The sequence below is a fragment of the Clostridioides sp. ZZV15-6597 genome, from assembly GCF_020657815.1.
Taxonomy (GTDB): Bacteria; Bacillota; Clostridia; order Peptostreptococcales; family Peptostreptococcaceae; genus Clostridioides.
The window spans coordinates 66,082-85,571 of sequence record NZ_JAGWCT010000003.1 but is presented as its reverse complement, the minus strand read 5'-3'; the positions used below and the strand labels follow the sequence as shown (position 1 = coordinate 85,571).

General features: G+C 28.4%; 14 protein-coding genes. 8 read left to right on the top strand and 6 right to left on the bottom strand.

From position 1 onward, the window contains the following. Nucleotides 1-245: 245 nt before the first annotated feature. On the top strand, nt 246-2,888 hold the full coding sequence (gene adhE, locus KGF52_RS01670; RefSeq protein ID WP_227838920.1) for a bifunctional acetaldehyde-CoA/alcohol dehydrogenase: 2,643 nt from the start codon (nt 246-248) through the stop codon (nt 2,886-2,888). A 400-nt stretch (nt 2,889-3,288) separates the two neighbouring features. Here adhE and KGF52_RS01665 read toward each other — a convergent pair whose 3' ends face one another. Genes KGF52_RS01665 through KGF52_RS01655 form a run of 3 tightly spaced genes read right to left on the bottom strand, consistent with a single transcriptional unit; the run spans nt 3,289 to nt 6,920 of the window. Beyond that, nucleotides 3,289-3,630, bottom strand: a complete 342-nt coding sequence (locus KGF52_RS01665; RefSeq protein WP_227838919.1) for a hypothetical protein — start codon at nt 3,628-3,630, stop codon at nt 3,289-3,291. A gap of 39 nt (nt 3,631-3,669) precedes the next feature. Then, complete coding sequence (locus KGF52_RS01660) at nt 3,670-4,332, bottom strand: ABC transporter ATP-binding protein (RefSeq protein ID WP_227838918.1); 663 nt, start codon at nt 4,330-4,332, stop codon at nt 3,670-3,672. Between the two features lie 11 nt (nt 4,333-4,343). Beyond that, nucleotides 4,344-6,920 carry an FtsX-like permease family protein gene (locus KGF52_RS01655; RefSeq protein WP_227838917.1) on the bottom strand — a complete coding sequence of 859 codons (2,577 nt, stop codon included), beginning with the start codon at nt 6,918-6,920 and terminating at the stop codon, nt 4,344-4,346. 207 nt (nt 6,921-7,127) lie between these two features. Here KGF52_RS01655 and KGF52_RS01650 point away from each other — a divergent pair, with 207 nt between their 5' ends. Continuing rightward, a complete protein-coding gene (locus tag KGF52_RS01650; RefSeq protein WP_227838916.1) occupies nt 7,128-8,063 on the top strand; it encodes a GHKL domain-containing protein in 936 nt (311 codons plus the stop codon). Nucleotides 8,064-8,081: 18 nt separating this feature from the next. Continuing rightward, entirely contained in the window at nt 8,082-8,819 is a 738-nt protein-coding gene (locus tag KGF52_RS01645; RefSeq protein ID WP_227838915.1) for a LytR/AlgR family response regulator transcription factor, read from the top strand. 183 nt (nt 8,820-9,002) lie between these two features. Here KGF52_RS01645 and KGF52_RS01640 read toward each other — a convergent pair whose 3' ends face one another. The 3 genes from KGF52_RS01640 to KGF52_RS01630 form a co-directional block, all read right to left on the bottom strand. Further along, a complete protein-coding gene (locus KGF52_RS01640) occupies nt 9,003-14,069 on the bottom strand; it encodes a DUF4132 domain-containing protein (RefSeq protein WP_227838914.1) in 5,067 nt (1,688 codons plus the stop codon). A 24-nt stretch (nt 14,070-14,093) separates the two neighbouring features. Then, complete coding sequence (locus KGF52_RS01635) at nt 14,094-14,513, bottom strand: hypothetical protein (RefSeq protein ID WP_227829306.1); 420 nt, start codon at nt 14,511-14,513, stop codon at nt 14,094-14,096. Between the two features lie 233 nt (nt 14,514-14,746). After that, the gene (locus tag KGF52_RS01630; RefSeq protein ID WP_227838913.1) at nt 14,747-14,998 is read right to left on the bottom strand and encodes a hypothetical protein; all 252 of its coding nucleotides are present in this window, start codon (nt 14,996-14,998) and stop codon (nt 14,747-14,749) included. Between the two features lie 88 nt (nt 14,999-15,086). Here KGF52_RS01630 and KGF52_RS01625 point away from each other — a divergent pair, with 88 nt between their 5' ends. The 5 genes from KGF52_RS01625 to KGF52_RS01605 all read left to right on the top strand — a co-directional run bounded on the left by KGF52_RS01625 (nt 15,087) and on the right by KGF52_RS01605 (nt 19,474). Then, the gene (locus KGF52_RS01625; RefSeq protein ID WP_227838912.1) at nt 15,087-15,833 is read left to right on the top strand and encodes a YkgJ family cysteine cluster protein; all 747 of its coding nucleotides are present in this window, start codon (nt 15,087-15,089) and stop codon (nt 15,831-15,833) included. 44 nt (nt 15,834-15,877) lie between these two features. Further along, nucleotides 15,878-16,789 (top strand): MBL fold metallo-hydrolase, encoded by a 912-nt coding sequence (locus KGF52_RS01620; RefSeq protein ID WP_413894799.1) that lies wholly within the window; start codon nt 15,878-15,880, stop codon nt 16,787-16,789. Between the two features lie 50 nt (nt 16,790-16,839). After that, a complete protein-coding gene (locus KGF52_RS01615; protein WP_227829310.1) occupies nt 16,840-17,652 on the top strand; it encodes a GTP pyrophosphokinase family protein in 813 nt (270 codons plus the stop codon). 107 nt (nt 17,653-17,759) lie between these two features. Then, complete coding sequence (locus KGF52_RS01610; RefSeq protein WP_227829311.1) at nt 17,760-18,452, top strand: metallophosphoesterase; 693 nt, start codon at nt 17,760-17,762, stop codon at nt 18,450-18,452. 86 nt (nt 18,453-18,538) lie between these two features. Continuing rightward, on the top strand, nt 18,539-19,474 hold the full coding sequence (locus KGF52_RS01605) for a hypothetical protein (RefSeq protein ID WP_227838910.1): 936 nt from the start codon (nt 18,539-18,541) through the stop codon (nt 19,472-19,474). Nucleotides 19,475-19,490 lie beyond the last annotated feature (16 nt).

Sequence of the window (19,490 nt, the reverse complement as noted above, 5' to 3'; positions counted from 1 at the left end):
AAATACATCTCATTTAAGTAAAAAAATTTAATAATAGTAAAAAAAATAATGTATTTGTTAAAAAATAAATTGACAAAATATTCAGAAAAAAACTTCTTGACCTAGAACAATAAAGGAAATAAAATCTAAAGTGTAGAGATTAAATCTATAAAATTATTTTAAGTATAGGTTAAAAGATATAGATAATGCATTTAAGATTTATAAAAAATATGAGGATGCATAATTATTTTAGGGAGGTTTTTGGTATGGATAAAAAAGAAAAGATTGTAGAAAAGTCAAATGTTGAAGTATGTAGTCCTGAGATTGTCAACAGTGTTGAAACATTAAAAATAAGGCTAGAAGAAATAAGATTAGCACAAAAAGAATTTGCAACATTTACACAAGAACAAGTAGATAAAATTTTCTTAGCAGCCTCAACAGCAGCAAATCAACAGAGAATTCCTCTAGCAAAAATGGCAGTTGAAGAGACTGGTATGGGTATTGTTGAAGACAAAGTTATAAAAAATCATTTTGCTTCAGAATATATATACAACGCTTATAAAAATACTAAAACTTGTGGTGTCATAGAAAAAGATGAGGCATTTGGATTTACGAAAATTGCTGAACCAGTAGGTGTATTATCAGCAGTTATACCAACAACTAACCCTACATCAACTGCTATATTCAAATCACTAATAGCCCTAAAGACTAGAAATGGTATAATTTTTTCACCTCATCCAAGAGCTAAAAACTGTACTATAGAAGCGGCTAGAGTTGTACATGATGCAGCAGTTAAGGCAGGAGCACCAAAAGGTATTATAGGTTGGGTAGATGTGCCTTCAATTGAATTGACTAATGTTGTTATGGCAGAAGCAGACCTTATATTAGCTACTGGTGGACCTGGAATGGTTAAATCTGCATACTCTTCAGGTAAACCAGCTGTTGGAGTTGGACCTGGAAATGTACCTGCAATAATAGATGAGAGTGCAGATATAAAAATGGCTGTAAGTTCAATATTAGTATCAAAATCATTTGATAATGGTATGATATGTGCTTCTGAGCAAGCAGTAATAGTACCAGAAAAAATATATGAAGAAGTTAAAAAAGAATTTAAATATCGTGGAGCACATTTCTTAAATAAAGAAGAAACAGAAAAGGTAGGTAAAGTAGTAATAATTGATGGAACTTTAAATGCCAAAATAGTTGGGCAACCAGCCCATGTAATAGCTAAAATGGCGGATGTAGAAGTGCCAAAAACAGCTAGGATAATAATTGGCGAAGTTGAATCTGTTGAAGTAGAGGAACCTTTTGCACATGAAAAACTTTCTCCTGTCCTTGCAATGTACAAGTCTAAGAGTTTTGAAGATGCAGTTGCTAAGGCTGAAAAATTAGTCGCTGATGGTGGGTATGGTCATACTTCATCATTGTATGTAGACTCTATAAATCAACCAGAGAGAGTAGAGAAGTTTGTAAATGCTATGAAGACTTGTAGAGTATTAGTTAATACTCCATCATCACAAGGTGGTATAGGTGATTTATATAACTTTAAATTAGCTCCATCTCTTACTCTTGGTTGCGGTTCTTGGGGTGGAAACTCTGTATCAGAAAACGTAGGAGTTAAGCATTTACTTAATATCAAGACAGTAGCTGAAAGGAGAGAGAATATGCTTTGGTTTAGAGCCCCACAAAAAGTTTATTTCAAAAAAGGATGTTTAGGTGTAGCAGCAAGAGAATTTAAAGATGTTATGAACAAAAAGAAAGCTTTTATAGTAACAGACTCTTTCCTTTACAATAATGGATATACTAAGAAACTAACTGATTTATTAGATGAAATGGGAATTAAGCATACTACATTCTTTGATGTTGCTCCAGACCCAACACTAGCTTGTGCAAGAGAAGGGGCTAAGGCTATGGCTGATTTCCAACCAGACTTAATAATATCTGTAGGTGGAGGTAGTGCAATGGATGCCGGCAAGATAATGTGGGTAATGTATGAACATCCAGAAATAGATTTCCAAGATTTAGCGATGAGATTTATGGATATAAGAAAAAGAGTATATGCATTCCCTAAGATGGGTGAAAAAGCATACTTTGCAGCTATTCCGACTTCAGCAGGAACTGGTTCAGAAGTAACTCCATTTGCAGTTATAACTGACCAAGATTCAGGTGTAAAATATCCATTAGCAGATTATGAATTAATGCCAAATATGGCTATAATTGATGCAGATATGATGATGGAAATGCCACCAAGATTAACAGCAGCGTCAGGTGTTGATGCCTTAACACATGCACTAGAAGCATATGTATCTATGTTAAGAACTGAACCAGCTGATGGACTAGCACTTCAAGCAGGTAAAATAATATTTGAGTATTTACCTCGTGCATATAAAAATGGAAAAACTGATAAAGTAGCAAGAGAAAAAATGGCAATGGCATCTACTATGGCTGGTATGGCTTTTGCGAATGCTTTCTTAGGAATTTGCCACTCTATGGCACATAAACTTGGTGCATTCCACCATGTTCAACATGGTGTTGCAAATGCATTATTAATAAATGAAGTAATCAAGTTCAATTGTGCAGAGGCTCCAAATAAAATGGGTGCATTTTCACAATACAGACACCCTGATTGTATACAAAGATATGCTGAATTTGCTTCTTTTGCAGGAATTAAAGGGAATACAGATCAAGAAAAAGTGGATAATCTTATAAAAGCAATAGATGAATTAAAGGCAAGAGTGGGTCTTCCTAAGACTATAAAAGAAGCAGGAGTAGATGAAGCTAAATTCTTAGAGGGATTAGATGCTATGGTTGAACAAGCATTTGATGACCAATGTACAGGTGCTAATCCTAGATATCCATTGATGAGTGAATTAAAAGAGATATATTTGAAAGTTTATTATGGTAAATAATATTCATTTTAGAATATCGATTCTATTGGACTTGAATATAAGTTATTAGACTTGAATATTAATTCTATTAGACTTGTATATAAATTATTAGATTTGCATATAAATAGAATTTTATTAGGCTCATATAAGTAATTTGCTAATAATAGACTATAACTTAAAACCTAAATAAAAGTGATAAAAGGTAAGAAAATTCATATTAATTTTGAATATGTATATTTAATCAATTAACTTTAAAATTAGTCACAAAATTTTTTTATTACATATAATTTTAAAGCAAAATATATAAAAAACTTTATGAAAAAATTATAAAAATATTCAGAAAATTCTATTGACTAATCTATTTATCATGATATAATAGGTATAGAAAACAAAAAAACTGGGGCCTATTAAGGCCCCCTTATTACTTTTTGATAGATTTATTTAGAATAACTTTCTCATTTTGATTTTTTATATTTATTACAGAGTCGCTGTAATCTACCTCGAAGTTAGCAAAGGCAGAAAATAAATCTATATCTCTTAACAAATGAATTGTCATGCAATGATTGTTTTTATTCAACCTTAGAATTAATGCTCTTACAAATGGGAATTGGATTCTAGAATTAAATAAGTTAGAGCCATCAGTATCTATATCTAAGCTACGATAATTAATATCTATAAATATATCTACATCATCATTATCTTCTCTTATTATTCTGTAGTCAAAATCCAAGTCTAAATTTAAATTACCTAAAACTAATAACATTTAAATCCTCTTTTCTATAAGTAGTTTTAGAGTGTTAGTTTAACTAAGCTCTCCATCTATTATAGATATAATTCGGTCTGCTTTTCTAGCAATATTTTCATTATGTGTTATTATGATAAGCGTTTGGTTATATTTTTTTATAGAACTTTTTAGTAAATCCATGACCTCTTCTGTAGTTTTACTATCCAAATTTCCTGTTGGTTCATCTGCTAAGATGATACTTGGTTTTGCAGATAAAGCACGTGCAATTGCAACTCTTTGCTGTTGACCACCAGATAATTGATTAGGAAGATGATTTTTCCTTTCATTAAGACCTAATAGATTTATAAGGTCTTCTATGTATTCTTCATCGATTTTTTTATTGTCTAACTTTAGTGGCAATTCTATGTTTTCTTTTACATTTAATACAGGAATTAGATTGTACTGTTGAAATACAAATCCTACCTTTTGTCTTCTATATCTTGCTAGTTCTTTATCTGAAAGACAACATATATCTTTACCAGCGACTTTTATAGTACCATTACTTGGTCTCTCAAGACCTCCTACTAAATGTAGAAATGTGCTTTTACCGCTTCCACTTGGACCAATTATCGCAACAAATTCACCCTTATTTATTTTTAAATTTGCATCCTTTAGTGCATGTACAGATGTTTCCTTTTTTCCATAAATCTTACCTAAGTTAATAGTTTCCAATATAGGCATAATTACCCCTCCTATTCTGTGATGTTTATAGCTTCAACTATACTAATTTTATTTATCTTCCTTGATGGAATACATGTAGCTAGAATACCTACAATTATATTTGCTAAAACAACTAGTATATATATTTTGTAATCTATTGTAAAATCTAATCCATATGATGCAAAGTCCTGTAGATAATACATTTTAAATTGTATTATAAGTCCTGACACGATGGTAATTACACTTGAGAGTACTCCATATAATATTCCCTCATAGAGTATCATATTTTTAAATTCTCTCTCAGAGATACCAATAGCCCTTAACATTCCAAATTCGCTAGTTCTTGAAGTTAAGTTATAACTTATGTTATTTATTATGTTAAGCACACTAATTATGAACATTATTGCTACTATGCCATAATTATAAATCATGGATCTAGATGTCATCTTATCAGAGTTTTCTTTTTCTACCATCATATCTATTGTTGTAGTTCCAGCGACTTCACTTCCAATTTTACCTAAAAGTTTATTTATTTTTTTACTGTTTGCATTTTCATTAAGGTCTGCATAAACTAAGTTATACTTATCTACACCAGTTAATTTTTTTAGATATTCGCTACTCGTTATTACATCTACACCATCATCTCCAGAGTACGTATTACTATCTGCAAAAGGATAATTTACAATAGCTCCAACTTTAAATTCATATTCTAGGTATTCATAATTATCTTTTTGACTTTCATAAAGGTCCATATCTATTCTACCATTTGGATATTTGACTTTTATAGTATCGCCTACTTTTATATCTACAGCTGGTGTTCCTTTACCATGGGTAAAAGTCTTCTGGTATTTTTTCGTTTTAGAAATTTCTGGTACGTATACTATAGCTAAGTTTTCTTTTTTCATTTTTTTCAAGTTTATATTTCCACTTACTAAGTATTTTTCTAATGACTTTATCATCTCATCATTATAACCTCTTAGCTTTTGCTTTAGTGTATATTTTCCAGTAGTATTATTTTTTGTAAATAGAGGATATTCCTTATAATAAAGAGTTGAATTTATAGCTTCGTAGTAATCTAATCTATTTATTTTATCTACCTCTATTCTCGTGTTTAAGATACTAGCAGTTTTGACTTTGTCAATTCCATCTATATTTTTTATTTTATCTATTTGATTATCATTAAAACCCTTTATATCCTTGAAAGAAGTATTGTTACCAGTTTCATTGGAAAAAGTATTTGATAGAATAAAATCTGCATTCATATATGTTTGTTCTTGAGAGCTTTTGTTTTGGACATCTAAAAAAGAAGATTTATAATTGTCTTTTATGACGATTATACCTCCTATACTCATAGATAATACAATTATAATGAAGCCCTTTTTATTTCTAAAGATGTTTTTCGCAGATATAGATTTTGTTACTGATATATTTAAAGTTAATTTTGATATTAAAGAATTAACTTTGGTTACATTTTTATTAGTTCCAAAAGTTTTTCTGATAGCATCAATAGGAGAAATTCTTCTTATTTTTAAGTATGTAAAGAAACTTATAATTAGTATTATTAGTATTGTAGATGCAATTGATAAGAGGATTATTTTATCTGGAATAACAAAAGGTGTAACCTTTATATTTCCTTCAAATTGAATATTTCCTGCAGACCTATTAAATATTTGTGCACCCCCCATGCCTGTACATATACCTATAGGCATTGCTATCAAAGCAAGTATGAAAAGTTCATAAAACATAAGTTTAAAAATCCTAAAATTAGTGGATCCAATAGCTCTTAAGACACCATATTCCTGTATTCTTTGGTATATTGATATAACATAGATACTATATATTACAATACCAGAAAATAGGCTCATAGCAATTGCAGTATATTTACTTGAGTCATCTAAAGTACCATTTTTCATGGTAGACTCTATAAGCATTGAGTTTCTTCTCACACTTTCCTTATCCAATATAGCATTTTTTGCTATATTGTCTATGTTTGTATTTATATTACTGTCTTCATTAAATTCAATATAAGTTGTAAAATTATCCAATTTTGATTCATTGAGATTCAAAAAAATTTCACACATCCCCTTTTGTTTCTCTATAAATCTATCTTCAAGTATTCCAACAACTTTAAAAGTTTCTGGATTTTCTTTTTGATATAATTTAAAAGTAAGGTCTTGATTTATCTCTGGTTTTAAACCCATACTATTTAAAATCCATTTCTCGACTACCACCTCATTGCTAGCTTTTGGAAATCGACCTTTTATAAGTTTAGAATGACTAGTCAAGTAATTTTTATTTGCATGTAGTATGTTTATAGGTAATTTTTCATTAACATCTGTAGACGCATAGTAAGATGTTATACCTAGATTTTTAATATCTTTGCTAGATTTTATGGATTCTAATTGATTTCTCTTTACATTTTTAAAGTATACATGGTCAGCTCCAGTTTCTCTTTTCATTCTATCTACATCTGCTTGCTGAGCACTTCTTGAGAGGGTACCAATACCAACAATAAGTGATGTAGCAAGAATTATACTCAGAGCAATTGCTAAAGATCTAGCTTTATAACTTTTTATGTACCTTAGTACTATTTTCAGATTATCTTTCATATTTACCACTTCCTTTCTTAACTAAATCAATTATATATTTATTTAAAATATATAGCAAAGTAAGTATTTTCAAGTTTTAAGTAGTTAATTGTATAAATTTATATGTATTTTTACAAGTTTAATTAAGCTATATGTAAATTTTGACTTTTTACATATTTTTTTTTAAATGATATAATTCTCATATAAATTGCAGAGGGGAGGGGAATTATGGAGAACAATTTTATATTTCCTGTAGTAATATTAGCTTTGTTTATATTTAGTAACCTTATAATGAATAAGTACAGGTTTTACAAAGAATTAGACATATTAAAAAGAGGACTATTAACATTTTTTATATCGTGTTTTGTATGGATTTTATTCATGGGGGGTATTCAATATATACAATTAAGTTTAGGCTATAATTCTTTACTTGAAGGAGTATTAAATATTATACTTTTTTTAATTTTAATTATGTTAAGTTGTTATATAGGATTTAAATTTATAAGATTGATAAATAATAACAATGAGCAAGAATCCAAACTACAAAAACTAGATAGTAAAATAAATCATAAGGATAATATAATCGTCAAATTAAGAAGTCAAAAACATGACTATTTGAAACATTTGCAAGTAGTGTATTCTCTATTAAATACTGGGTTAGATGAAGATGCCAAAGAATATATAATGAATATATCAAATAGTTTTAAATCAAAAAATTCAAGGTATGGAAAAGTATCTTATTTAGATGCTATAGCTTCATTAAAATATGAGGAATGTCTTGAAAAGGATATATCTTTTGATGTCTACATTCAAGATTTTATGGATAATTTAGAGATTGAACCTAATGATATGAGTTCAGTACTATTAAATATAATAGACAATGCAATAGAGTCTTTGTCTGCTATAAAAAAGGAAAAGAAATATATAAGATTACATGCATATGAAGATGAATTTCAGTACATTATAGCTATAAAAAATAATGGTCCTAAAATACATAATGTTGAAAGTATATTTTGGGATGGCTTTAGTACTAAAGAAGGGCAAGATAGGGGTTATGGGCTACATCTAGTTAAAAACATATTAGATAAGTATGATTATAGTATACTTGTAAATAGTGATGATTTTTTAACTGAATTTGTAATCTTAATCCCAAAATATTATTAGTTAGGAGGAGAAAAGTCTATGATAAAAGTTTTGATTTGCGATGATGATAAAATTGTAAGAGATGATATAGCAAATATAGTTAAAGAATCTGGATACGTAGATTACGTTAAAAAAGTTAAGGATGGTATAGAGGCAATTGAATTTATAAAAAACGAGAAAATAGATTTGTTGATTATTGACATTGATATGCCATATAAAAATGGGATTGCTTCTGCTAAAGAAATTCTTTCTATAGATAAGGATATACATATAGTATTTGTGACAGGTTTTGCTGATTATAGTCTTGAAAGCTTTAAAGTGCATCCTATAGATTTTGTAGTTAAACCATTTAAAAAAGAAAAAATACTTGATTCAATTAATATAGCAATAGACCATATTAACTCCCATAAAATTGCTAATAATAATTTTATAGAAGACACTCTTTTTGTCTATAAAATAAGGAAGCAGATACATATGATTAATTTTGATGATATAGTTATGTTTGAGAAAAATTCAAGAGCAATTAATCTACACACTAAAGATGAAGATATAATAAAGTTTTATGAGAACTTTGATGACTTAAAAAAACGCCTACCTCCTAATTTCTTTATGACTCATAGACAATACATAGTAAATTTAAGGTTTATACATAAGGTTATACCTATAAATAAATCTTCATTAGAGATAAGGTTTATAAATTTTCAAGAAAGTGCCATATTAAACAAATCTCTAGAAAAAGATTTTCTATATAGATTTTATAGGGTTAAAAGATTCTAGTGAAAAGAGAAGAACAAATTCTTTTAGCGTTATACAATAAGTACTATAAAGATGATATATAAGAAAAGTTTATATAAAAATTATTTGTAATTATAAGTTAATTATATAAGTTATAGTGTAAAATATATTGGACTTTCTTTAAAAAATTATAAAGTCCAATATATTTTAGAGATAGTTTTATATTTATAAATTGCTTAAGATACTAGGGTCTTTAATCTTATTATCTTCAGCAAGCAATAATATCTTAGACATAATCTCAGCAGTCTTAGGGTCTTCATCAGCAAATGGAAGGAATATCTTACCTCTACTTTGAGAATGTACAGGAAGTATATTTAAAGCACCCATTCCTTTTTTATGTACAATACCAGAACCCATGTGTACAGAATAATCGCCTAAATTACCTGTTATAAGAGCATGAGAGCCTTCAAAATTGACATTTTTAATCTTTAATAATAATAGTAGCTCTTTAGCAATAGCTATACGCATCTCTACAGTAGAGTGGCTTGTCTCAGGGTCAACACCACCAGCATGAGCAACACTTACAACAAGGTCTATATCACGCATAACTTCAGAGAAAAGAATTGGAGGTATAGAAGCTAGTTCTAAGCTTTTATAAGTCTTTCTATTAAAGAATTCTACTGTTTCAATAGTTGGAGGTTCAATGTCTGCTGGTGAAAACCAATCTGCAAGTGCAAACATCTTTGCTACTATATTTTCTTTGTAGAATACTTTTTGTAAACCTTCCTCATAGTCAACAGTCCAAAGTTGATTTCTAAGAAGTGCTACCGTTTTCTTTGGCTGGATTTGATGACCAGCATATCTACGAGATATAGTTTTTTCAGACAATTCATCAGCATTTATTCTATAATATTCACGGAACACTTGCTTAAATGGTTGAACAATTTGCTTATCAAATAAGTCATGTTGGAATTCACTCCACTTACCAGATTCAAATAGATGAACTGGATGTGCAAGTTTTAATTTATTTTTTGCAGTTAATCTATAAGATTCACCAGTTGTATCACAAATAAAGAACTTAGACTTATCATTATAGATATATCCAATAGTATCATCACATACCCAAACTAGATTTTTAACTAAAGGACAAATAACTGGGTTTTTATAAATATTGGATATTTCCTTAACTGTAAATACTGTTTCATTTTTCATAGCTTGCTCTAAACTTTGTTTTGCACGAGAATACTGACTTTTTAAATCTTTTTGTACTGATTTAAGTTCAAGTACATATGGATGTTTTGCAAGTGCTTTTGGCACACTTTTTAAAGCCTTATCGCCTTTTTGGACTTTTATAGATGTTTTTCCTTTTTCATCAACATCTATCCAAAGTGAAGTTCCATCAATATCTTTTGGTTTAAACATATGAGCAACTTCATTTAGCTTTTCCGTTTCAAGAGCCCACATCATACGATTGATATCTTCAAAACCAGCACTTCTAGCTAAGTTTTCCATTGCTATTGCACAAGCTTTTGATTCACTTTCACGACGTTGTGCACCAAATTGTTTGCTTTCTTTAGCAAACTTTTGAATAAATTCATAACGGAAAGTTGCTTCTTTAAGGTCACCTTTTTTCATAGGAAGTAAAGAGAAACTTCTCAATTTATCTTGATTTCTATTTGTTTCAATTTCTTTCATCAGCATGTCTTTATCAAGCTTTCCAAGTGTAGCATCAGCATAAAGCTGTGCACGTCTGTGAGAGTTTCCGCCACTAGTTATGTATTTAGCTGATTTGTAAAGGATATTGAATCTTTCTTCTCCAATAGTTTTATATGAATCCAAAAACCAATCTACATCAAATGCTCCATCCATGAAACTCTGTGGTGATATAGGAGAGAATAGAGCAACCTCTGATTCTTTTTGAGCAGAGAATCCTTCATTTATATGTGCATGGAAATACCAAATTGTACTCTTTAAACCTTTCCAGTTTAAATATTTTTCAATTATGTTTACCCATTGAGGAGCATACATAGCAGCTTCTATTAATCTTAATTCAGTAATATCAGTAGTTTTAAGTAAATTTTTTAATTCCTTAGAATTATCTTCTTTAGTAGGATAACAATTTTTAAGTAGAGAACTCAAAACATCTTTTTTTGAATAATTACTGCCATATGAATATCCTCTCTGGAAAGTTTCTTTACCAAGAGCAACTAAGATATTTACAAAATAATTCATACCTTCAAAATGTTGTATATTATCAGCTAGATGAGAAACTTCTGTTGGCATATCACCTCTACGTGATTCAATTTCTATAATCCTATTTGTAACAGTTTTTATATTGTTTTCAAGCCATGGATGTTTTTCTAATGTATCACCACTCCATCTAGGATTCGTTAAAATTCGTACTATATTTGTTGCATTGTATCCAGTTACAATTTCTCGATTGATTTGTTCCTCAGTCATTAATCCCAATTCATATGCACGAGCAAATATATCTATATTAGTATAAAATGGGAATTTATATTCTAGAAGTTGATAATTTGCAAATGTAGTGTAGAAGAACTTAGTAAAGGAAATATCATCATGAATAAATGAATGTGCCTTTCCAAGCCAATAGTTCAAAATTGGGGCATCTAAAGCAGGGCAGTATTCATTTTGTCTATAGTAGTTTTTAGTAAACTCAACTCTTTGCTTTTTACATTGTTCAGTAGTTAATAGGTTTCTTAGTTTGTAATATGTATCCAAACAGTATTCGAACATTTCTTTCTGGTCAAATTCATTTAGTAATACTGAAAGTATTCTTCTTGTAAGAACATCAAATTTTAATTTCTCTAATTTTGAATATAATTTCTTTTGTTTTTTTTCATCAAGGACATTTGAATATATAGATGAAAACCAACTTTTCTCTATCTCATGATAAGCACATGGGCGTATACTATAAAATAAAATCTCAAGGATTGTTTTATAATCTAAATGAAGTTTCTTGCTAGTTTCTCTCCAAAGCTCAGCTAATGGATAATTATCAATAGTATCCTTATTATTTCCAGTTATACGTTTAATAGGAGTTAGATTATATGTAGAGTAACCTAAAAGTATTTTATCCATATTACCTGACCATCTCTCAACTTCATACTCATAATCTGCATTTTCAATGATAAGTTCATTAAATTTTTCATATACTTTTAATATTTTATTTATATCTACATCCAGAATTTTCTTAGCTTCTTTTTTAGTTGATATAGAAACAGAATCCTCATTAGAAGATAAGCTTAAATTGGAAATAATCTTATTAAGTTTTGATGGACTAGAGGAATCGCATTTAAAATCAAATTGTTCAGGAATTTGGACCTTATTTTCAGGGTTGTATATTCCAAATCCATTTTCTTTACAATAATCATTTTTTGCTTTACCTAATAAATTATCAATTAATATCTGAACTTGAGATGTATTCTTTTTAGACTTATCAACACTTTCCACTAATAAAATAAGTTTATTATATAGCTCTTGTCTATCAGGACTGTCTTTTAATAAATTTACAATTTCAAGTCCTCCAAGACATTTTTGCGAATTTGAAGATTTTATTAGAGAAGAAGCAATATTTTCTAGCTTTAAATCATCTTGTTCAAGTAAAATCTTTATTACTGTTTGTCTGATGGAACTTGTTTTTAAAGTAAGCAAGTTGTTTATTCTGTCTAACTCTACATCTGATAAGTCAAGTTCTTTAAGTAAACTTAATACAATTTCTCTATTGGAAACACTCTTATCGCTCAAACATTCTAATAAGAAACTACGTTGTTTATCTGTTTTTGGCTCATTTATAAAATTAGCTATAAGTGAAGCTCTTAAATCTGAACTCATAAGATGACAGTTATCCATTAGAACATCCATAAATTGAGTATTCATATCATATGCTGTTAATGTCATCATGCACCTAAGTATATTGTGAGAAGAAATTTCAACCCAAGACCATGGAAATACACTGCCAGAAAATTCCTTAGTTTTTGAATTTAAAAGTTCTAAGGTATGTTTTAGATTTTCAAATTGTTCCTTTCTAGCTTCAAAGTTTTTATCAATAGGAGAATCTGATAAGTCAAAATCAACTTTTCTGTTTTGCCAATTATAATAGTAGCCAACAGAACTTTCTACATAGAAGTTTCTAACTACCCATGCAAGTATCTCTAAATCGTCACCTTTAATATTTTTAGATGCAACAGAGTGTTTGAAATATGTACTTTCTGTGTTTGATAAGAAGTAAAGTGCCACAAGTTTTTTGTACTTTTCATCATGTGAAAGTAAATTTTCAATAAGAGAGTAGGAATCGTAGATATTGTAAGTTGCAGTTGCCCATAAAGCAAAATAAATTTCAAGGTTATCATTACTGTTAATTGACTCCATACGAAACCCTTCATCAGTCAATGATTTATATGAAAGTTCTAAGCACTTACGAATTATTCCAGGTTTTTGGTCTGAAAAACCAAGTCCTGTCCATGTATCCAAAGCTCTTATAACAGAACTAAATCTTTCTAAATTGTTATCTAAGATAGTTTTTAACATATAGATAGATGCAGGAATTGTACCTTCATCTAGACTTTCTACAATTTGTTGTCTAAGACCTTCTTGTTGTTTAGCTGCGAGAAGAAGTTTAGAAAGCATTTCATAGCACTTTTCACTATGACTTTTCATAATACCAATTATCATTTGTCTAGTAAGTAGGGCGGTTTGATTTTCTCCAAAAATTACTTCTTCTAAAGCGTTGATGACATCATTATTTCCTTTATCTATTTCTAGTGCGATTTTATCACTCATTATATAGTCATATTGAAGAACTTTATCTGGAAGTGTAAGATAATCTAAGACAGAAAAATCATGATATATCAAACTAACATAATGTGAAATAAGCCTAATTATACTTCTAAAATAATCTTTAAGTCTATTTGAGCGATATCCTTTACGATAGTATCCTCCTGAATATGGATAATTCATTTTTCTTTTAATTAATTGGCAAAGTTCTTCTACTTGTTCAGGAGAAAACATTAATTCTAAGGCATTTTTTAAAGGGCCAGAAAGTAAAGTGTCTACACTTTCAATTTCGTAGTAATAACAATTATAGTATTTTTTTATCATATCTAAGAATTTATTTTCATCTTTTACATCATAATAGTATGATTCATCCTTTACACAATCCCAAAGAGATTTAGCTAAGTCGTAATATGGTTTTGAAGAAGATTTAGTAAAATTGTTTTTAAAATCTTCAATTATTTTAGGATTTTTTTCTACTCTAGTACGTTCTGACATTTATGTACCTCCAATTTATTTATTTTAAAACATCCTTCCAGCAAGTAGAGTGAGTCTTATAAAAGTGAATATATCACCATCTTTTAAATTTATAGGAGAATTGAGTTCTTCAATAACATCTTCGTTTATAAGAACTTTATAGATTCCATCTTCAAATGCTTGTAGTGCAACTTCTATGGCTTTTTCTACAGATTGTTTGTTTTCATTGTAGATAGAGCCGAATCCAACTTTTCCAATGGTAGCTTGAGACTCAATCTCTTCGCTAGTTAAAAAGCTTATTATTGATTTTTCTGGGGTCTTTTCATTATATTCAAGAACATTTTTAGATACAATTTCAGAGATAGCCTCTTTTAGGCAATTGATGTTGTCAGATAAATCAAAGGGGGTAAGTTCTAGCATAGGTCTACGTTTGCCAACAGCTTTAACTCTAAAATAAATTTGCATAAAATCACCTCGCAAAATATTAAGTATTAAGAAACTTAAAAAATTTATCTATTTGTTATATTATATCATTTTGTGAAATATTAGTGTGGATTATGGAATTATTTTACAAAAAATAGAAAAAAAGCTATCTTAAAGTCTAAAAAAGAGATAAAAGATAACTTTCGATTGTGAAAATATATAATAATAACTACATGTAGTTATTATTATATATTTTAGATGATTGGTTTTAATAACTATCTTTTTTTATTTATAAATTTTACTCCTAAGTATTTTTTGATATCTTCTTCAGGAGAAAAATCGTCAATAAGTATTTCTTTGCCAGTATCTTCAAATACTACTAGAACTTCACAGTCACCTTGTAAGAAAAATTTTTTAACAGTGTCTTCTTTAACTTCTCTAACTTTTACTACATTCTTTTTTTCTTTTTCAAAGTCTTTTGTATAGTAACTTCCCATCATATTAATGATTTTTGTATATCTATTCATAAAATGCCTCCTCATGCGATTAAATTTAAAAAATATGTTATAATAATTGTTTGTATTAACTTAATAATTATAACAAGGAGTAATAATAATGACTAGTATAAAAAATAAAGATATTTTAAATTGTATAGATTATTCCACTAAAAATAAGCTCTTTAATGAACTAAATGATGTATATGAATCCTTACCAACTGGAAATTGTTCTGGTTGTGGTAATTGTTGCATGGAATCAGTAGGTATAAATTTAATTGAGTTTTTGAATATATTTTGTTATCTTGAAGATAGAGCGGATTTAAGAAGAAGATGTATAAGTAAAATAGTAGACTATTATTTTGAAGAGTATTCCAAAAAAAATTCATGTCCATTCAAAGACGACGATAATAGGTGTTTAATATATGAAGTTAGACCACTAAATTGCAGATTATTTGGACATTGGAAAAAAGCGGACTATAACAAAAATCTAGATAATGTCACTAAGAAAAATAATGACTATAAAGAGTTGATGAAGAGACAATATGGATTTGAAATAAATGATGAAGTGGTAAATTATAGAATAGATTATTGTGAAAGCTTTATTCCAGGCAAAGGTTATTTGAGCAAATCTGAGAGATTAAGCTTTTTTGATAAACTTATGATACTAGATTCAAAACTTTATTCTAATAGCATTATAGATATAGATTTTAAGGATAGAGGTATAGTTGAATATTTTATAGAATCGCTATTTTACAGAGATTTAGCATATAATGTAAAAATAAGGATATCTAAAGAACCTAAAATAAAAAAAAGAACTATTAATAGAATAAAAAGGCTTATTCTACTAGAGTCTTATATTAAATAAATAATAACTTGTAGTATAAATATTGTCAAAATGAGGTGAAGATGGTGAATCTAACAAAAGTAAAAGGAAATACTTTCTTTATAAAAGGTGGTACAAATACAGGAATATATGTGTTTGAGGATAATACAGCACTTATGATAGACCCAGGATTATGTGGTTCGAGGCCCAGAAGAGTAACCAAAGTATTGGATGAAAATAAAATACAAGTTAGATATATTATAAATACTCATGGCCATGATGACCACTATGGGGCATGTAATCAATTTAAAGAACATTATAAAGATGTGTGTGTAATGTCATCAAAATACGATAAGTTATATATAGAAAACCCAGAGTTATTTTCAAAGTATATTGTTGGGGGGAAAAGCAATATATTTATGGATAATATTTTAAAAAGTAAAATGTTAGATGATATAGAAATAGATAAAACTATAGATGCAGGTAGGCTGGAATTAAATAATGAAATGTTTGATATAATTGAATTTCAGGGACATACACCTGGAAGTATAGCCATTTTAACTAAAGATAAGGTGATTTTTGTGGGAGACCTTTTGATAGGAGATGAAATTCTATCAAAATATGATTTCTTATTTTTATATGATATACAAGAACAAATGAACTCATTAGAAAAGTTAAAAGGTATAGATTTTGAGTATTTAGTTTTGGGTCATGGAAAACAAGTGATATCAAAAGAAGATGCTTATAAATTAATAGAAAAGCATTTGAATGCTTTAGAGAAATATTTATACCAAATAAGACAGTTACTTGAAAAACCAAAATCTTTAGAAATTTTACTAAAAAATATTATAAATAACAATAATTTAAGCAATAATTATAAAGAGTATCATTTTTTTAAATCTTCGTTGGTATCTGTTATAAGTTACCTAATTGATTTAGACGAAATAGGGTATATCTTAGAGGATGGAGAATTGCTTTACTATACAAAAACAAAATAAATTATGATAAAATAAAGAAGGTCATAAAAAACAAATAAAGGGTGAGCAATATGGAATACGAAAAATGGAATGAAATACTAGCGCCTTATGAACATGCAGTAGAAGAATTGAAAATAAAATTTAAAAATATAAGAAAAGAATATTTAGCAAAAGGCGAATATTCTCCCATAGAATTTGTCACAGGAAGGACAAAAAAAATATCTTCCATAATATCTAAGTTAAAAAGGCTAAATGCAAAAGATTTAGAAACTGAAATTGATGATATCGCTGGTATAAGAATAATGTGCCAGTTTGTTGAAGATATATATTCTATAGTTGATTTGATAAAAGTAAGAAATGATATGACTATAATAGGAGAAAAAGATTATATTACAAACTACAAAGATAGTGGCTATAGAAGCTATCATGTTATAATAAAATATCCTATAAACTCAATTGCGGGCTCAAAAGAAATTATATGTGAAATACAAATAAGAACTCTTGCAATGAATTTCTGGGCTACAATAGAACATTCATTAAAATATAAATATGACCATTACATACCTGAGACTCTAGCAGAAAGACTTAGAAGAGCGTCTGATGCTGCGTTTCTCTTAGACCAAGAAATGAGTGAAATAAGAGAGGATATAATGAAAGCTCAGGCTATGTATCAAATGAAGTCTATAGCCATTAGAGACACTCTAAATAGAATACAAGAGTTATATGACTTAGGTGATACACATAAAGCTATGCAGTATCAAAGAAAGTTGGATAGAACTGAAACAGACAAAAACATAACCGAAATTTTAGAATTAAAACAAGAAATAGATATGTTATTAGAGCAATATAAGGATACTAAGGTAGATGATAGAGTGGTTCAATAAAGCTACTTATAGAAAATTTACTAAATATTAATGGGGCTGCCTCTTAATGGAAAATAATTTCTAAGAAGAGACAGCCTATTTAGTTTAATCAAGGAAGGAATGATGTTATGAGTTTATATGCAATAGGTGACTTACATTTTTCAACATCAGTAAATAAGCCAATGAATATCTTTGGCAGTAATTGGGATGGTCATGAAAAAAAGATTATAGATAATTGGAAAGAGGTTGTTACAGAGGAAGATGTAGTGTTAGTATTAGGAGATACGTCTTGGGGAATTAATTTATCAGAAGCTAAAAAAGATTTAGACATAATAAATGAACTTCCAGGTAAAAAAATACTTATAAAGGGAAATCACGACTATTGGTGGACAACAGTTACAAGTTTGAATAAGCTATATGAAAATATGCGTTTTATTCAAACAAATTTCTATGAATATAGAGATTATGCAATTTGTGGAGGCAGAGGTTGGATATGTCCTAATGATGTTAAATTTGATGAGACGGATGAAAAAGTTTATAAAAGAGAAGAAAATAGATTAAGGCTGTCATTAGAGTCTGCACATAAAAAAGGTTATTCTAAAATAATAGTAATCACTCATTATCCTCCTACAAATGATAGGTTAGAGGAGTCTTTGTTTACAAAATTATATGAAGAATATAATGTTGAAAAGGTGATTTATGGTCACTTGCATGGTAAAGAGTCTTTTAAAATGGGTCTAAAAGGGATTCGAAATGGAGTTGAATATATATTAGCATCTTGTGATTATACAGAATTTAATTTAATAAAAGTTCACGATTAAAAAACATAAATTGGTAAATACTATAAGATACACGATTAAAAATAAATATTTGAGGGATTTCGGTTTTGAGAAAGGAGACACGATTTATGAGGTGGATATTAGTTTTTATATTTTTATATCTTATTCCTTTGATAGTGATATTCAGAAATTACAAGAATTTTAAGAGGTCTTGTATCTACAGTAGTATTTATGTAGTGTTAGCTACAACAATAATGATAAGTAACATCTATATGAGTGGACTTAATAAGATAAAAGAATCTATGTATTATCATAATTATATTTCTGATGAGACATATGATGAAAAATATGTATCAAATTTTGATGAAAAAGAAGATAGTGATTTAAAACAAGATAAAAAAAATAGTAAAGAATCCAACAACAAAAAAGTAGATAATAAACAAGATAAAAATACACAAAGTACAGATAATAATAAAGAAGAAAACAAACAAGATGTAATAAAGAATAATGATTTAGAAAGAAATACTTCAACAAATAGTGAATCAGAAAAACAAGGAAATACTGAAGAAAACAATGATAATTATATAAGTAAAGAAAATGATAGTGAAGATATTAAAAAAATAGACCTAGAAAGTATAGGAATTTTCAAGAAAGAAATTTATAATATAGAAAGAGTAGCTTTAGTACCAATGAGAGAATGTATACCTTATACTAAGGATATTGCAAAAAATATAACTAAATTATCTAGTATAAAAAAAGATGTTACAAATGCTAGAAATAAATGTAAAGAAGTTATAGAAGAATATGAGAATATGCAAATCCCAGAACTTTCTAAGGATGAATATACAAAGGTATTAAGTAGTGCTAGAGATGATGTAAAAAAGGCATATGAACTTAGACAAAAGTCTATGGATAGTGCCTTAAAATTAATAAATACTAAAAGTCCTAAATATATAGGCAAGATAACTGAGTATCTTGATTTATCAGATAAGCAGATAGAAAGTTTTAAAAATAGATTGAATGATTTAAATGAAGAAATAGATGGGTCAAATACGATTGATTAATAAGAGTTAAAGAGAT

Bases quoted from the DNA above. Each gene is read 5' to 3' on its own strand.
- KGF52_RS01635 (WP_227829306.1), bottom strand. From the start codon at position 14,513: ATGCAAATTTATTTTAGAGTTAAAGCTGTTGGCAAACGTAGACCTATG.
- KGF52_RS01625 (WP_227838912.1), top strand. From the start codon at position 15,087: ATGACTAGTATAAAAAATAAAGATATTTTAAATTGTATAGATTATTCC.
- adhE (WP_227838920.1), top strand. From the start codon at position 246: ATGGATAAAAAAGAAAAGATTGTAGAAAAGTCAAATGTTGAAGTATGT.
- KGF52_RS01665 (WP_227838919.1), bottom strand. From the start codon at position 3,630: ATGTTATTAGTTTTAGGTAATTTAAATTTAGACTTGGATTTTGACTAC.
- KGF52_RS01630 (WP_227838913.1), bottom strand. From the start codon at position 14,998: ATGAATAGATATACAAAAATCATTAATATGATGGGAAGTTACTATACA.
- KGF52_RS01615 (WP_227829310.1), top strand. From the start codon at position 16,840: ATGGAATACGAAAAATGGAATGAAATACTAGCGCCTTATGAACATGCA.
- KGF52_RS01605 (WP_227838910.1), top strand. From the start codon at position 18,539: ATGAGGTGGATATTAGTTTTTATATTTTTATATCTTATTCCTTTGATA.
- KGF52_RS01655 (WP_227838917.1), bottom strand. From the start codon at position 6,920: ATGAAAGATAATCTGAAAATAGTACTAAGGTACATAAAAAGTTATAAA.
- KGF52_RS01610 (WP_227829311.1), top strand. From the start codon at position 17,760: ATGAGTTTATATGCAATAGGTGACTTACATTTTTCAACATCAGTAAAT.
- KGF52_RS01640 (WP_227838914.1), bottom strand. From the start codon at position 14,069: ATGTCAGAACGTACTAGAGTAGAAAAAAATCCTAAAATAATTGAAGAT.
- KGF52_RS01660 (WP_227838918.1), bottom strand. From the start codon at position 4,332: ATGCCTATATTGGAAACTATTAACTTAGGTAAGATTTATGGAAAAAAG.
- KGF52_RS01650 (WP_227838916.1), top strand. From the start codon at position 7,128: ATGGAGAACAATTTTATATTTCCTGTAGTAATATTAGCTTTGTTTATA.
- KGF52_RS01645 (WP_227838915.1), top strand. From the start codon at position 8,082: ATGATAAAAGTTTTGATTTGCGATGATGATAAAATTGTAAGAGATGAT.